Raw genomic sequence first — 16738 nt, 5'->3', positions numbered from 1 at the left:
ATAATAAAGTATTAACTTAAAGGAAATGATTGTAAAGTATTATTTAAAATATAACAAAAATAATTAAAATTAACCTTATTATGTTAAAATATTTAGTAGGTCAATTCTTAGATGGTATTTACAATAATTTTCATGAGAACAAATTTAATATGTTTACCATAACAAGAGCTAATTTTATAAAGGAAGAAGGTAAAAATGAATTAGCTTTGCCTTGGATAAGTACTAATGAAGATACAGTAGATAAAATAGATTATAAAAAATTAAGGAAGTTATATGGTTAATAGAACATTATATAAACAATAAAATGTGGTAGAGATTAATTGTGAAAATACTCTTTAGATTAATTATATTTTATTAATTTAAAGAGCATTTTTATATTTATAGAAACTTTAGAGATATAATTATTATAATTTGTTCTAATAGTAATATGTAGTTGTAAAATGCAAAATGTACTTTTTATAATTTAATAATATACATAATACATAGTTTTATTATAGTTAACAAGAAAAAAGAGGATTATGTTAATTATTGTAATAATAATGATTATATGATATTCTTAATTTTAATAAAGGAATATTTTACTATATACTAAAATTAGTTTAGTATAATAAAAACTATTATTAAGGAGGTTTAGATAAAGGAATGATTGAAGTTAAAAATTTAACTAAGCGTTTTAAAAAGGGTGTCACTGCTGTGGATAATATAAGCTTTAAAGCAAATGATGGAGAGATACTTGGTTTACTTGGAGAAAATGGAGCAGGTAAAACCACAACTCTTAGAATGCTTGCAACTATGCTTAAGATTACAGAAGGTAAAGCTGTGGTAAATGGACATGACGTAAGTAAAGAAGCGGACCAAGTAAGAGGAGAAATAGGAATTTTATTTGGTGGGGAGGTAGGACTTTATGATAGACTTACAGCAAGAGAGAATATAAGGTATTTTGCAGAGCTTAATGGTATGTCTAATGAAGAAACTCATAACAGTATACAAGCTATTGCTGAAAGTTTAGAAATGACGGAATATCTCGATAGAAGAGTAGGTAAGTTTTCAAGAGGTATGAAACAAAAGGTAGCTATTGCAAGATCTATAGTACATAACCCATCTGTAGTTTTGTTTGATGAACCAACTATAGGATTAGATGTAACTTCTGCGAAAATTGTACAAGACTTTATATTAAAATGTAAAAAGGATGGTAGAACAATTATATTTTCAAGTCATACAATACCAGAAGTAGAAAAACTATGTGATAGAATTGTTATAATCCACAAAGGTAAAATAGTAGAAGATGGCAAGCTTAATGATTTAAAAGAAAAATATAATAATAATATAGAAGAAATATTTATAAAATTAATAGGAAAATAAAGGTGGATTTCAAGATAATATAAAAAAAGTAGGTGATTATGTGAAAAATATAACATTAGTAGTTCTAAAAAAAGAACTTTTAGATTTATTTAGAGACAAGAAAACAATAATATTAAGTATATTAATTCCAATAATCCTTCTACCAGCCATGTCTTTTTTTATTGGTAAAATGGGTAATTCAGATGAGAAAAATGTGCAGGATAACCTTAAGATAGCAATAGAAGATAAGGGAAATAGCAGCTTTTTTAAATTTATAAAATCTCATAAAAATGTTAACATTGTAAAGTCTAAAAATATTGATGAGGGCATAAAAGAAGGGGATATATTCTTAAAACTTACCATTCCAAAGGGATTTGATGAGGCTATATCAAAGGATAAAAATGAAAAAATAGAATTAAAATATGATAATTCTAGTAGTGATGCTATGGTAGCTGTATCAATAGTTAAGGAGTATATAACTGAGTATTCCAAGCAAATAGTTTCAAAAAGACTTGAAAAGAAAAACATAGATCAATCTATATTAAATCCAGTTAATGTTGTAGACAATATAGTGGGAGATAAAAATGATGGAATGGGTAAAATGATTGGTTCCATGATGATTCCATTACTCTTAATGATTTATAGTGCAACAAGTACAATCGGAGCAGCTGTAGATCTTGGTGCAGGAGAAAAAGAAAGAGATACTTTAGAACCACTTCTTACCACAAAAGCAGGAAGAGCATCCCTACTTGTAGGAAAGTTTCTTGCAATAACGGTAATGGGAATATTAATGTCTTTTGCTTATTTATTAGGAATAATACTAACAATGAAGCAACCAAATGGAATGTTTGGAGAAGCAGGATTAAATTTAGGACCAGCTACTTTGGTGCTAATTATGATTTTACCTATTTTATATACAATGGTGTTTGGAGCAATTCAACTTGCTATAAGTATATATGCAAGATCATTTAAAGAAGCTCAAACTTATTTAAGTCCTATGACTGTTATAGCAATGGTTTTAATTTATATGGTTATGATGAAAGACCCTAAAAATATACCCATGATTTATTTTAATATACCACTTACAAATGGAGTATGTCTTATGAAAGAATTTTTAGGTGGAATTTATAATTATACTCATATAGCAATAACCTTTGGATGGATAGCTGTATATATATTGGGAGCTATTTTGTTTGCAAGATACATGTTTTCAAAAGAAGAGGTTATATTTAGAACGTAAATATAACATAATTGGGTATTATGATAGATTATATATGATCACAAATGAAAATATACAGGAGGATAAATCATGTTTAAGCTAGATATTTTACAAATGGTTATTTCTATCATAAGTATTTTAGTTACTATAATATTTTTGTCTAGAGAATATTTAGCTAAGAAGAAATTGGGACAAGTTATAGTGAAAAGAAAAAACCTAAAGCTTATGGTAGCCATTATAGGAACAGTTATTTTGTTTATATTTATGATAGATTATTCTGATTTCAAATCTATAAATATTGGATATATAATACATGCAATATTCGTGGCAATTTGTACTAGACAGATGGTTTCAACTTTTTCAAGCAAATATTATACTATAGGCGAAAATGGAGTCACAATAGATTATGGTGCTTTTTTTAAATGGGAAGAAATCGATGGCTATGAATGGGATTATGGACTTTTAAAGTTTAAGATTAATAAACTAGGTGTTATACGTAAAATAAAGATAAAAACAGAAGATAGTGAAAAAGTACAATATATAATTAATGAAAATAAGATTTTAGCATTTATATAAGTAAACCTGGGAAGATACAAATATACAATATAAATAACAAAAAAGATAACAATTTGTTATCTTTTTTGTTATACAGATTTTATTTACCTAATATCCTTTGTCCTTGAGTAAAAGCACTTTGAATTAAAGGCGCTTTATATCTAAACTTAGGTTTTTTATCTTCTATAGCATTTATATATTGAGCTATTATAGAATCAAAGGATTTTTCCTCTGTTAGTTCAAAATAATTGTATTGTTTATTTTTTAGTTTTGATGATTTATCTTTAAAATAAGATTTTTCCATCATCCATACAAATTGTTTATCAATGTTTTTTTGGTTAAATCCAGTTTTATAAGCTCCAGGTTCAATTAAAATTATATCAATATTTGAGTTATCAAGTTCTTTTACCTCTTCTTTTAGAGAAGATACTATTGCTTCCAAAGCAAATTTACTAGAAGTATATGGTGATAAAAAAGGCATTGTTATTCTACCAGACAATGAGGATAAGAAGATAATTCTTCCTTCACTCTTTTTAACCATATTTTTAAATACAATCTGGGTAAGTTCTAAAGGGGAAAATACATTAGTTTCAAATACAGTTCTATATTTATCAACTGGAACCTCTGATGCTGAACCAGAATCTCCTATAGCAGCATTATTAATTAATGCATCTACATCTAAATCTTTTGCAATATCTCTATCTGCTTTTAAGGTTATATCTAATTTAAAGCTTTCAATATTTTTACTTATGTTTTCTCTTAAACCTATTTCTTTTAAATCATCTGCTTCAGGTTTTGTATGAGTGGTGGCATAAACTTTATGACCTCTTTTAGCTAAAGCAATAGAAGCAGCTTTTCCAAGGCCAGAGCCTGCGCCTGTAATTAATATTTTGCTCATAATATCACTCCTATTAATATGTCCTCTAGTAACTAGAATGAGACTTATTTTTATTTGATTTATACATATACTACATATAGTTTATGTTTTACAATTAGAATATAAATTATGCTAGCTAAAAGGAACATTCAGTGGAATATTAGGATGAGTTTTTTGATTTTTATTATAGATTTGAAATGAAGCTATATTAATAATATATTTATTTTTAAAGTTTTTTTCATTATATACATAAATAAGATGTATAATAAATATTAAAATATAAGCCTTAAAGAGGGATTAAAATGAATAATCTTACAAAAGAATATGCAAAAAAAATTGTAGAAAAAGTAATGAAAGTCATACCATATAATATTAATATGATGAATAATAAAGGTGTTATTATAGATAGTGGAGATAAAAAAAGAATAGGAGACTTACACCAAGGAGCATTGCAGGCTATTTTAAATAATGAAATAATCACTATTTACAAAGAAAATGGTGGAGCAAGACCTGGAGTAAATATGCCTATAGTTTTTCACAATAATGTAATAGGAGTTATTGGAATAAGTGGTGAACCTGAAAAAGTTATGCCTTTTGCATCTTTGGTTAAAATAACTGCAGAACTTTTAATAGAGCAAGAATATGTATTTAAAGAAAAGAGAGTTAAAGAACAAATAAAAGAGGAGTTTTTATATCAATGGGCCTATGTAAGTGATTATGATAATAATTTTTTAGAACGAGCTAATCTTTTAAATGTAGATTTAAATATAGAGAGAGTAGCTGTAATAATTAACTTTAATGATAATAAAAATAACATAGATTTTATTAATGCATATTTGTATGCTACAGAGTATATTTTAAAATTTAATCAAGAAAACATATTAATTTTTATGAAATGGGATAGGGAATTAGAAAAAAGGATACAGAACATAAAAAATATATTTAAATGTATAGATAAGATTGCTATAGGTAACAGAAATGAGTTTTTTGCAAAGTCAGTAAAAGAAGCAAAAAAAGTAATTAATATTATAAAGAAATTAGATATGCCTAATGATATATACAAATATGAACAAGTAGAATTTATGGATTATTTATCTAAACAAAAAAATAATGAAAAATTTTTAAAAACAATAGACAAATTAAAAGAGGAGAATAAGGGGATAGAACTTATAGAAACATTAAAAAATTATATTTTCCTTAATGGAGAGTTAAATCTAGTTGCTAAAAGAATGTTTATACATAGAAATAGTCTTAATTATAGATTAAAGAAAATTAAGGAAATAACAGGTAAAGATCCTAAAAAAGTTATAGATCTGTTAGAACTTTATGTAGCGTATATTGTGTATAAATTAAAGTAAAGATATTGTTTGTTTTGCTTTAATTTGTTAATTATTTCAAGGTGATATTTTTAATATATACTGTAATTTCAATATGAAATTACAGTATATATATCTATGATTTTAAACTTTTAACTGTAAAGTTAGAGAGAGTTTAAGAGTTTTTGTGTGAATGGTGAATATTAGTAGTTACCCTTAAAAATTGTAAACAAAAGTTAGATATTCTTCTGTTTTTGTTCAAATGAACAAAAAAAATTTTTATTAATTATATTTATGAATAATGAAAAAATAATAGGCGAAAATTATAATTTATATATAATATGTAAACGAAAACAAAGGATGGAGGTATATTTATGGAAGTAACAGCTTTAGGAGCCATTGTGGGACTAGCGGTGGCAATTGCGCTTATTATAAAAAAAGTGCATCCAGCTTATGGTCTTATACTTGGGGCTATAGTAGGAGGGTTAGTTGGAGGAGCAGGGCTTGCTAATACTGTAACATTAATGATAAAAGGTGCCCAGGGAATAATGCCAGCTATACTTAGAATATTAACAGCAGGTGTTCTTGCAGGTGTACTTATAGAATCAGGTGCAGCAGGGAAAATTGCAGAAACAATTATAGATAAAATAGGGGATACAAATTCTTTAATAGCTTTAGCCTGTTCTACGTTAGTACTTACAGCAGCAGGAGTATTTGTAGATGTATCTGTTATAACAGTAGCACCTATAGCTCTAGCTATTGCCAAAAGAGCTAATCTTTCAAAAACATCAATACTGTTAGCTATGATCGGAGGAGGAAAAGCAGGAAATGTAATGTCCCCTAATCCTAATGCTATAGCTATATCAGATTCTTTTAAAGTACCACTTACATCAGTTATGGTAGCGGGAATAATTCCAGGAATAGTAGGTCTTATAGTCACATGCATAATTGCAAAAAGGTTAACTAAAAAAGGAAGTTTTGTGGTATCAGAAGAACTTTCATCTTCATCAAAAGATATGCCAGGATTTTTCTCAGCAATTATAGGTCCATTACTTGCAATAGTGTTATTATCTCTTAGACCTTTATTTAATATAAATATAGATCCCCTTATTGCACTTCCATTAGGTGGAATTGTTGGATGCTTGTTTATGGGAAAAATAAAAAGTATAAATAAATATGCCATTAGTGGAATAAATAAAATGGCACCAGTTGCAATACTACTTATAGGAACTGGAACTATAGCAGGTATTATAGCAAATTCAGGACTTAAAGATGCAATTGTGGCAGGACTTAATGTAGTTGGACTACCAGCTTTTGCATTAGCTCCAGTGGCAGGAATATTAATGTCTGGTGCAACCGCTTCAACAACTTCAGGGTCAGCTGTTGCAAGTCAAATATTTGGAGCAACTATAACTGAGCTTGGTATAAAGCCTTTGTCAGCAGGAGCAATGATACATTCAGGAGCAACTGTTTTAGATCATCTTCCTCATGGAAGTTTCTTTCATTCCACAGGAGGAAGTGTATTTATGAAAATGAAGGAAAGATTATATCTTATACCTTATGAATCAATTGTAGGTCTTTCAATGACCATAGCTTCAACTTTAATATTTGGAATATTTTCAAAGTAGACCTATTATTCTATATTTAAATTTTATGATATAAATATTTATTAAGTAATACCAATTATAACAATATATACAATGACTAGAGCAATAGTATGGAAAGGATTGAATAAAATGAAATTTGTTTTAGCTCCGGATTCTTTTAAAGAAAGCATGACTGCAAAAGAAGCGGCAGATGCTATGGAAAAAGGAATAAAAAAAGTATTAAAAAATGCAGAATGTATAAAAGTACCCATGGCAGATGGAGGGGAAGGAACAGTTCAATCTTTGGTAGATGCAACAAAGGGAGAAATAGTTAATGTTAAAGTAACTGGTCCAGATGGTAAAAGTGAAGTAGATGCTATGTTTGGAATATTAGGAGATGGTAAAACTGCTGCTATAGAAATGGCTAGTGCTAGTGGACTTCATCTTATACAAAAGGAAAAAAGGAATCCTTTATATACAACAACTTATGGAACAGGAGAACTTATAAAAGCTGCCTTAGATAAAGGGGTTTCCACAATACTTATTGGTATTGGAGGAAGTGCAACTAATGATGCTGGTACAGGGATGCTTACAGCTCTTGGAGCTAAGTTTTTAGATGAAAAAGAAAAAGAAATACCATTTGGTGGAGGAAATCTAGATAAATTAAATAAAATTGATTTAGATGGATTAGATAAAAGACTTATAGATATAGATATAAGAGTAGCTTGCGATGTTGATAATCCACTTGTAGGAGAAAAGGGGGCTTCCCATGTTTTTGGACCACAAAAGGGTGCAACAAAGGATATAGTTGAAAAATTAGATAAAAATCTATCTTATTTTGCAGATATTACAGAAAATAAAATAGGTAAGGATTTAAGAAATCTAGAAGGAGCAGGCGCCGCAGGCGGATTAGGTTTTGCTCTTATAGCTTTTTTAAATGCTAAGCTTGCAAGAGGAATTAATCTTGTAATTGAATATACAAAATTAAGAGAAAAAGTACAGGAGGCAGATTTTGTATTTACAGGAGAAGGAAGTATTGATTTTCAAACTATTTTCGGAAAAACACCTTTAGGAGTAGCAAGGGTTTCAAAAGAATTTGATATACCAGTTATAGCTTTTGCAGGTCGTATAGGTGATGATGTGGATGTTTTATATGAAAACGGTATTGATTCTATAGTAAACATTTTAAGAGGAGCTATAGACTTAAAAACTGCACTTAAAGAAGGAAAAATAAACATGGAAAAAGCCAGTGAAAATATAACCAGAATTTTGGCTTTAACAATAAGAAATAAATAATTATAGATTATGATTTAAAATAAAAATATAAGTGTGAAATTTTTATATAAATATAAAATAAATTTATTAAGATATATTAGTTTGTAAGTATTCAAAGATAATTTTGTGACAAAGACAGATGATTTTGAATTTTCTTAAATAATCCTTGTAAAATAAATGCTTCTATAGTATTCTTAATTTTATGAAATAGCTATTTTACTATAGCGACATACTAGAATTAGGCGCATTTAAAAAAGGAGGGTTATTATTATGTATAGTTTTAGAAATGATTATAGTGAAGGATGTCATCCAAGAATCTTAAGGGCACTAGCAGAGTCAAATATGGATCAAGAAGAAGGTTATGGGGAGGATCTACATAGTAAAAATGCTGTTTCTATAATAAAAAAATTAGTACAAAATGAGAATGTAGATGTTCATCTAATATCCGGTGGAACTCAAACAAATTTAATTGCCATTAGTGCCTTTTTAAAACCTCACGAAGCTTGTATATGCGTGGATACAGGACATATTGCAGGACATGAAACAGGTGCTATTGAATATACTGGTCACAAAGTAATAACTGTTGATTCAACTAATGGAAAAATTGCTACAGATAAAATTCGGCAAGTATTAGATGCTTATAATAATGAACACCTTGTAAAACCAAGACTTGTTTATATTTCTAATGCCACAGAAGTAGGAACAGTATATAACAAAGAAGAAATGAAAGCTTTAAGTGAATTTTGTAAACTTAATAATCTTATTTTGTATGTAGATGGTGCAAGAATTGGTTCTGCTCTTTATGTTAAAGAATCAAATTTAACTTTAAAAGATATGTGTGATTTTTCAGATGCATTCTTTATAGGTGGAACTAAAAATGGAGCACTTATAGGTGAAGCTTTAGTTATAAAAAATGAAGTGTTAAAAGAAGATTTTAGATATCATATAAAACAAAAAGGTGCTCTTCTTGCTAAAGGAAGACTTTTGGGAATACAATTTGAAGAATTATTTAAAGACAATCTTTATTTTGATCTTGCAAAGCATGCCAATAAAATGGCTTCTATTTTAACTAAAGGATTAAAAGAAGAAAACTGTAAGTTTTTTGTGGAATCTAATAGTAATCAAATTTTTCCAATTTTAAGTAATGAATATATAAGAATATTAGAGGAAAAATTTTCTTTTAACATTTGGGAAAAGATAGATGATCAGAATTATGCTATTAGATTAGTTACTTCTTGGGCAACTAAAGAAGAAGCCGTACTTGAATTTATCAAAGCGTTTAAATGTTTAGAAAAATAAAAGATGTAATGAATTTATAAATTATAAATATGATAGATAAGTATATAGAATATGAAGAATTTAAAAGACTGTTGATAATACATTTTATCAACAGTCTTTTAAATTCTTCATTGACTTAGTAAAAAGTATATGGTATATTTTAATCAAGGAAGTGGTATAGACCACTATTCCAAATTAAGAAAGAGGAGATAAAATGAAACTAGATGATAATAGTAAAATTCCATTATATTATCAATTAGAAAATATAATTAGAAAAAAAATTCAAGAAGGTGAGTATAAGGTTGATGAAAAAATACCATCGGAAAGAATTTTAAGTGATGAATTTAATTTAAGTAGAATGACGATAAGTAAAGCAATTAATAACTTAGTTGAAGAAGGGATCTTATATAGAAAAAGAGGGCAAGGAACCTTTGTATCTAAAAATAAAGTAGGATTCTTTCCAGGACTTATGGGATTTACTGAAATTATTAGAAATAAAAATATGAAACCATCAAGTAAAGTAATATGTCAGGATATAATATTGCCAGATAAATATTTATGTGAGAAACTTCAAATTTTAGAAAATGAAAAGGTTATTTTTACACAAAGATTGCGATTAGCAGATAATGAGATTATTAATCTAGAAAAGTCATATGTTCCACATTCACTATGCCCCAGATTGCTTGAAGCTGATTTATCTGTTGAGTCCATATATGAAATTTTAACTGAAGAAGGATATAAGCCATCAAAAGCATTTCAAGAAGTTCAGGCTATTTTATCCAATGATGAACTTAGTGAATTTTTACAAATAAATGCTAATGAACCTATTTTAAAACGTAAAAGAGTAACCTATTCAAAAGATACTCCCATAGAATGTACCCTTAATTATTATAGGGGAGATGCTTATACTATGGTTATGACAATTGATAGCTAGAGTATACTACTAAAATAACTTATTATAGTTAAAGAATTTTTTATAGAAATCATAATAGAAAATAAAAATATTTAAAACTAAGGAGAGATATTTATGAAAAAGTATACAATTGTAATTGTTGGAGGAGCAAGTAGTTATACACCTGGAATAGTAAGAAGTATTATGAATGCTTATGATAGAATGCCTATTGAAACATTAGTATTACAAGATGTAGATAAAGAAAAATTAGAAATAATGGGAAAATACCTTCAGATATTATTTAGGGATGAAAATTTTAAAGCAGAAGTTAAATGGACTACTTCTAATGAAGAAGCTTTTAAAGGAGCAGATTTTGTATTTACTCAAATAAGAACAGGCGGATTAGAAATGCGTGAGAAAGATGAGAAAGTATCTTTAGCTCATAGTTTAGTTGGTCAAGAAACATGTGGACCAGGTGGATTTGCTTTTGCAATGAGAAGCATTTATTCAATAATTAAAATAACAAAAGATGTAGTTAAATATGCTCCTAATGCATGGGTTATAAATTATTCAAATCCACTTCCAATTTTAGCAGAAGCTGTTAGAAGAGAAGTGCCTGAATCAAAATCTTTATTTATATGTGATATGCCTATAGTTCAACAAATGGCTATGGCTCAAACCCTTGGATATGAAGAAAAAGAACTAACATTTGAATATTTTGGATTGAATCATTTTGGATGGTTTACTTCAATTAAAAATAAATTAGGAGAAGAGTTAATTCATAAATTAAGAGATATTATGTTAAAAGGTGACAAAATGAAACTAGTTGATTTTGGACATCTAGATGATAGCTGGGTAAAAACATTTGAAAATATAGCCAAGGGAGTAAAAGCCTTTCCTGAGTATATACCATTAACTTATATGCAGTATTATTATTTTCCAGAAGCTATGGTTAAAAAATCAGATCCTAATTATACAAGAGCAAATCAAGTTATGGATGGAAGAAGAAAGAAGATTTTTGAAGAGGCCAAGGCAGTTATAAAGGCTAATTCTATTAAGGAATTTGAACATTCATTAGATGCTCATGGAGACTTTATAGTTGATCAGGCTGTTGCTATAGCCAACGATACAAATGAAAGATTTATGGTGAATGTAGTTAACAATGGGAGCTTTTCTAATATGGATGATGATATTGTTATAGAAACCTTCGGAACAATAGGGAAAGATGGTGCAAAAGTTAATAGTTCCATAGAAATACCTACATTCTATAGAGCAATGATGGTAAATCAAAATACTTATGAAAAGTTAACTGTTGATGCTGCACTAGAGGGATCATACGATAAAGCCCTTAAGGCATTAACATTAAATGCTACTGTTCCTTCAGTTCATAAAGCAAAAGAGATATTAGATGCACTTATTGAAGCAAACAAAGAATATTTTCCAGAACTAAAATAGTTTATAAAATCATGAAACCCATATCCTTAAAATTAGTTTAATAAGTTTTGTCGGAATCTTTTATGGTTAAAAGATCAGCATATTGGTGTATACGTAACTAAGAGCTATAAAAGGTCTCTTTTGCATGGGTCTTTTTATAGAATTAGGGTGGTAACGCGGTTTAACCCGTCCCTTATTTAAGAGACGGGTTTTTTATATTTTAAACAGGGCGATGAAATGGATATTGACATTAAGGATGATATTATCAACTGACAAAAGAAATAATTTTAAAAATAAAAGAATATTCAACTAATAGTTAATCTATATATTTATTAGGTGGATGTTTATATTTAAAGCATTAAAGTTTAAAATCACATAGAAAAATATATTTTAAAATACCCATGTTCTTGATATATAATAATGTGGGAGGTGATAACTATTGAATTTAAGAGAACTTATAGATATAGTTTTTGATAAATATTCAAATATAGTAAAATTTTTACAGAATTAATGATTGTATTAAGTGGAATTTCCCAGGTAATAACATTTGATCAAGGAGTAAGTGATTTCACATCATCTCTTGTAATTCCTAAATTTTATTTTTATAAGAATTCATATGTAGAAGTTTATATAATTCATATTTAAAGGCATAACAAAAAAGTCTATCAAATGGGAGGAAAGCATGAAAAACAAACTTATAAAAGAAGATTTTTTTAAAAAGTATCCTTCAATAGAACAAGATATTATTAAAAACAAAATACAATGGGATAATTTAAATGATATATATTTAGATTTTAATAAATATAGAGATACTTACGAAAGCCAAAGTGATTTTATATCTAATATATTAAGAACCCATAACAAAATACATTCTGTTAAATCTAGGGTTAAAGATCCTGAAAGATTAATAGAAAAAATTATTAGAAAGACTCCTAATAGAAAAGAAAAATATGGTGAAGATTTTCAGTTTACTGTTGAGAATTATAAAGAGGAAATAAATGATCTAATAGGTATTAGGGTTATACATATATTTAAACAGGATTGGGAAGACATACATAAATTCATCTTGGATACTTGGAAAGTTATAGAGATAACTGCTAATGTTAGAGAAGGAGATGACACTAAAAGATTTGATGAACTTAATATTCAAATTCAATCAAGAAAATCCGGATATAGATCTGTGCATTATTTAATAGAATTTTTTCCAACAAATCAAAGGGTTATAGCAGAAATTCAAGTAAGGACAATATTTGAAGAAGGTTATGGAGAAATTGATCATCAATTGAGATATTGTCATAAAGAAATTCCAGAAGTGTTAGCATTAAATCTTCTTTTATTTAATCGTATTTCAGGAAGTGCAGATGAAATGGCTTCGTTTATAAATTTACTTAATAAAAATTGGGGGGAAAGAGAAGGAAAGTATGAGAAAATAATAGCCACTAAGGATAAGGAAATAAAAGCACTAAAAGAAGAAATAAAACGTAATAAAGATAAGTAGATAGTATTTTTATAGTTTTTATTTTATTTAGAATATATTAATATAATTATATTTACATTTAGATTAAAGAATTTAATATAATTATAGCTAAGTACAAAAACTAATATCTCGTGCTATTTAAAGTGGCTTTAGAAATCATATTTTGATAAGTTAAACTTTGAGCCAATATTACTGACAGTTCTTAGCCTTAGTTTAATGTGTAAAATATAATTTTATAAGCTGACTTTAACTAGCACAACAAGTTAATTTATATACAAAGTTATCATACAATGTTTAGTTCATAAATTCTAATCCCCAATTATACATCATATTTAATAAGGGTATAAGGGTTTTACCTTTAGTGGTTAATGAATATTCTACCTTAGGAGGGACTTCATTATATAATTTTCTATGGACTAATTCAGAATCAATTAATTCTTTTAATTGATTGCTTAACATCTTGTGGGATATATTATTTACTGCTCTTTTTAATTCACCGTATCTAATATTTTTTTCATCATAAATATGCCAAAGTATAACTAGCTTCCATTTGCCAGCGATTTCATTCATGGTAAATTCCATTGGGCATGTAGCTCTTAAACATATTTTTTTATCATTTTGTTCTTTATTCATCCATTGCTCTCCTTTAAGTTAGTATCTAACAAATAAGTGCATACTTGTTATTAATAGAATATTAATTTATTCTTAGTATAACACTAAGATATAAGTAAGAAAAGGAGTGAAAGTAATGGAAAATAAAAAACAAGAAATTTTAAATGCTTTTAAATTTAGATATGCGTGTAAGGAATTTGATCCTGAAAAAAAGGTTTCTAAAGAAGACTTTGATTTTATATTGGAAACAGCTAGATTATCACCCAGCTCATTTGGATTTGAACCATGGAGATTTATTGTAGTACAGGATAAAAAAATAAGAGAAGAATTAAAGAAATATTCATGGGGAGCTCAAGGTCAACTACCAACAGCTAGTTACTTTGTTATAATTCTTGCAAGAAAAGCTATTGATACTGCTGCAGGATCTGATTACACTTTTAATATAATGAATAATGTACAAAAATTGCCATCTGATGTTGTAGAAATGAAGGCAGATTTTTATTCTAAATTTCAAAAAAATGACTTTGATTTAACTGATGAAAGAAAATTATTTGACTGGGCTTCAAAGCAAACATATATTCCATTAGCTAATATGATGTCTGCGGCTGCACAAATTGGAATAGATTCTTGTCCAATGGAGGGCTTTGATAGAGAAAAAATAAATGAAATATTAAAAAATAACAATATAATGGATTCAGATCATTATAGTGCTTCAGTTATGGTAGCTTTCGGATATCGCTCACCAAAAGCTGAAATATATGAAAAAACAAGACAATCAAAAAAGGAAGTTATTGAATGGATCTAATTATATAATTAATATAATAAAGAGGTTGAGTCAAAATAAATTGTTATACAAAAATATTTTAAAATAATCTAAAATATATTGTTAATTATTAATTTTTTAAATAAAATTTAGATATAGAATAGAGAAAGGACTTCTTATATTGTATTTTCATACATTATGAGACAGTTCTTTTATTTTTTGAAATTTATATAAGTATAATAAAGATGCTATAGGATAAAAATAAGTTGAGGTGATTTTACTATGAATACATTATTAGAAAAGGATGCAAAAAAAATGGATAAATTTTTAAAAGGTATACACATGGGTGGTAGTACTTTTAAAGATTATCTTGATAAGGCTCAAAATGTAGAACTTAAAGATGAATTAAGAAATATTATAGAGTCTTTTAAAAGACATGAAGAAGCTATTACTAATAGAATAGAACAAATGGGAGAAAATGCTCCAGATACTTTGGGTTTTTCTGGAACTATGGCAGAATTTTTTCAAAAGATAAAGCTAATACCTGTAAATAATGACCTAGAAGTTTGTGATCATGCTATAAAAGCTATGGAAATGGGAATAAAGCAAGCAGAAAAGTTTAAAGAAGAAAATAAGGACTTAGATTCTAGTTTGATGAAGGAAGTTATTGCTATAGTCAATGATTATTACACTCATTTAAATACTCTTAACGAAATTATTAGAAACTATAATAGATAATATAAAAATAGTAAATTTTTATGAGTAAATTATTATTGGAAATTTATATTATAAGCCTATAAATTTATTGTTACAATTTATAGGCTTTAATATTTAAATTTTTCTTATTTATAATTTTTTCTTGAGAAAATTTAAATTAGTTGGTAAGCTATAGATGATTACTTTTAATTAAAATATTTATTTGTAACATAAAATTATATAATATATGGATAATATAAGTAAAATAAAGTTTTGTGTTACTATATATAATGTATTAAAAGGAGATAATAGAATGAAAATTACTATAAAAGATGTGGCTAAAGAAGCAAACGTTTCACCTTCTACAGTTTCAAGAGTATTATCAAATCATCCAAGAATAAGTGATGAAACAAAAGAAAAGGTATACAAAATTATAGAAAAACTTAAATATAAACCCAATGCAATAGCAAGGGGATTAGTTAATAATAAAACTAGAATATTAGGAGTAGTGCTTCCAGAAGAAGCAGAAAATTTATTATCAAATCCATTCTTTATACAAGCTATGAAAGGTATAAGTTCCTATGCTGAAAAAAAAGAATATTACATAACTTATGCGTTTAGTAATAATAAAGAAAGTGAGAAAAAACATATAAGAGATTTAACAAGTAGTGGATTAATAGAAGGTATACTTTTACTAAGGCCAAAAGAAAATGATGAAAATATAAAATATTTAAAAGATATAAATTTTCCTTTTGTTATTATGGGAAGATTGAAAGATACAGAAGGAATACTATGGGTTGATAATGATAATTTTAAGGTTATGTATAAAATAGTTAGTAAATTAATAAATAAAGGACATACAAAGATAGCTTTAATAGGAGCTGAAAAGGATTTAAATATGTGCAAGCATAGAGAAATGGGATATAGAGTAGCGCTAGAGATGAATGGAATTAGTTTTAATAAAAAGCTGATTAGTTATGGGCAGGAGTTTAAAGAAGAAGAAGGTTTTGCTGAGATGAATAAATTATTACAAAAAACAATTCCTACAGCAGTAGTTGCAATGGATGATTTATTAGCTATAGGGGCTATGAAGGCATTACAAGAAAAAAATTTAAATAATACTTCTATAGTTGGGTTTAATAATATACCATTAGATATATTTCAAAGACCTCAATTAGCTTCTGTAGATATAAATGGGTCAGCCCTTGGATATTATGCTACTAAGTTATTGATAGATAATATAGAAGGAATAGATAATTCAAGAACTCATTATATAGTGGAAACAATTTTTATGGAAAGAGAATCCTTTAGATAGATTGGTATTTTTATATAGTATATAAAAATACATATAATTAATATAAACTTTTGGACAAACGTTTGCACAAGGATATACTAAAAATAGTGAGTATTTTGTTGA

At 27.2% G+C, this 16738-nt stretch carries 16 protein-coding genes; 14 read left to right on the top strand and 2 right to left on the bottom strand.

Annotated features, from left to right (window positions below; all coding sequences use genetic code 11):
- Window positions 1-80: 80 nt before the first annotated feature.
- From NGI68_RS12130 to NGI68_RS12115, 4 genes are all read left to right on the top strand, one after another.
- A complete protein-coding gene (locus tag NGI68_RS12130) occupies window positions 81-281 on the top strand; it encodes a hypothetical protein (protein WP_251861735.1) in 201 nt (66 codons plus the stop codon).
- 361 nt (window positions 282-642) lie between these two features.
- Window positions 643-1362: an ABC transporter ATP-binding protein gene (locus NGI68_RS12125; RefSeq protein WP_251861734.1), complete on the top strand. Its 720-nt coding sequence runs from the start codon at window positions 643-645 to the stop codon at window positions 1360-1362.
- Between the two features lie 40 nt (window positions 1363-1402).
- Window positions 1403-2581: an ABC transporter permease gene (locus NGI68_RS12120; protein WP_251861733.1), complete on the top strand. Its 1179-nt coding sequence runs from the start codon at window positions 1403-1405 to the stop codon at window positions 2579-2581.
- Between the two features lie 69 nt (window positions 2582-2650).
- Window positions 2651-3136: a DUF5673 domain-containing protein gene (locus tag NGI68_RS12115; protein ID WP_251861732.1), complete on the top strand. Its 486-nt coding sequence runs from the start codon at window positions 2651-2653 to the stop codon at window positions 3134-3136.
- A 79-nt stretch (window positions 3137-3215) separates the two neighbouring features.
- On the opposite strand, the gene NGI68_RS12110 is transcribed toward NGI68_RS12115, so the two are convergent.
- A complete protein-coding gene (locus NGI68_RS12110) occupies window positions 3216-4013 on the bottom strand; it encodes an SDR family NAD(P)-dependent oxidoreductase (protein ID WP_251861731.1) in 798 nt (265 codons plus the stop codon).
- Between the two features lie 281 nt (window positions 4014-4294).
- Between NGI68_RS12110 and NGI68_RS12105 the strand changes: the two genes are divergently transcribed.
- The 7 genes from NGI68_RS12105 to NGI68_RS12075 all read left to right on the top strand — a co-directional run bounded on the left by NGI68_RS12105 (window position 4295) and on the right by NGI68_RS12075 (window position 13271).
- A complete protein-coding gene (locus NGI68_RS12105; RefSeq protein WP_251861730.1) occupies window positions 4295-5350 on the top strand; it encodes a CdaR family transcriptional regulator in 1056 nt (351 codons plus the stop codon).
- A 332-nt stretch (window positions 5351-5682) separates the two neighbouring features.
- Window positions 5683-6936: a GntP family permease gene (locus NGI68_RS12100; RefSeq protein WP_502799391.1), complete on the top strand. Its 1254-nt coding sequence runs from the start codon at window positions 5683-5685 to the stop codon at window positions 6934-6936.
- Between the two features lie 108 nt (window positions 6937-7044).
- Entirely contained in the window at window positions 7045-8190 is a 1146-nt protein-coding gene (locus NGI68_RS12095; protein ID WP_251861796.1) for a glycerate kinase, read from the top strand.
- Window positions 8191-8439: 249 nt separating this feature from the next.
- A complete protein-coding gene (locus NGI68_RS12090) occupies window positions 8440-9468 on the top strand; it encodes a threonine aldolase family protein (protein WP_251861729.1) in 1029 nt (342 codons plus the stop codon).
- A 193-nt stretch (window positions 9469-9661) separates the two neighbouring features.
- Window positions 9662-10381 (top strand): GntR family transcriptional regulator, encoded by a 720-nt coding sequence (locus tag NGI68_RS12085; protein ID WP_251861728.1) that lies wholly within the window; start codon window positions 9662-9664, stop codon window positions 10379-10381.
- A 93-nt stretch (window positions 10382-10474) separates the two neighbouring features.
- A complete protein-coding gene (locus tag NGI68_RS12080; RefSeq protein ID WP_251861727.1) occupies window positions 10475-11794 on the top strand; it encodes a family 4 glycosyl hydrolase in 1320 nt (439 codons plus the stop codon).
- Window positions 11795-12455: 661 nt separating this feature from the next.
- Complete coding sequence (locus NGI68_RS12075) at window positions 12456-13271, top strand: RelA/SpoT domain-containing protein (RefSeq protein WP_251861726.1); 816 nt, start codon at window positions 12456-12458, stop codon at window positions 13269-13271.
- Between the two features lie 273 nt (window positions 13272-13544).
- On the opposite strand, the gene NGI68_RS12070 is transcribed toward NGI68_RS12075, so the two are convergent.
- Complete coding sequence (locus NGI68_RS12070; protein ID WP_251861725.1) at window positions 13545-13883, bottom strand: winged helix-turn-helix transcriptional regulator; 339 nt, start codon at window positions 13881-13883, stop codon at window positions 13545-13547.
- Window positions 13884-13998: 115 nt separating this feature from the next.
- Here NGI68_RS12070 and NGI68_RS12065 point away from each other — a divergent pair, with 115 nt between their 5' ends.
- The 3 genes from NGI68_RS12065 (at window position 13999) to NGI68_RS12055 (ending at window position 16636) form a co-directional block, all read left to right on the top strand.
- On the top strand, window positions 13999-14667 hold the full coding sequence (locus NGI68_RS12065) for an NAD(P)H-dependent oxidoreductase (protein WP_251861724.1): 669 nt from the start codon (window positions 13999-14001) through the stop codon (window positions 14665-14667).
- 240 nt (window positions 14668-14907) lie between these two features.
- On the top strand, window positions 14908-15363 hold the full coding sequence (locus NGI68_RS12060; protein ID WP_251861723.1) for a DUF2383 domain-containing protein: 456 nt from the start codon (window positions 14908-14910) through the stop codon (window positions 15361-15363).
- Window positions 15364-15634: 271 nt separating this feature from the next.
- On the top strand, window positions 15635-16636 hold the full coding sequence (locus NGI68_RS12055; protein ID WP_251861722.1) for a LacI family DNA-binding transcriptional regulator: 1002 nt from the start codon (window positions 15635-15637) through the stop codon (window positions 16634-16636).
- The last annotated feature ends 102 nt before the right edge of the window (window positions 16637-16738 follow it).

The sequence above is a fragment of the Clostridium sp. Marseille-Q2269 genome, assembly GCF_943736985.1.
In the GTDB taxonomy this organism is placed as follows: domain Bacteria; phylum Bacillota; class Clostridia; order Clostridiales; family Clostridiaceae; genus Clostridium_F.
The sequence above is the reverse complement of the archived record's forward strand: the minus strand, read 5'-3'. Positions and strand labels throughout refer to the sequence as shown.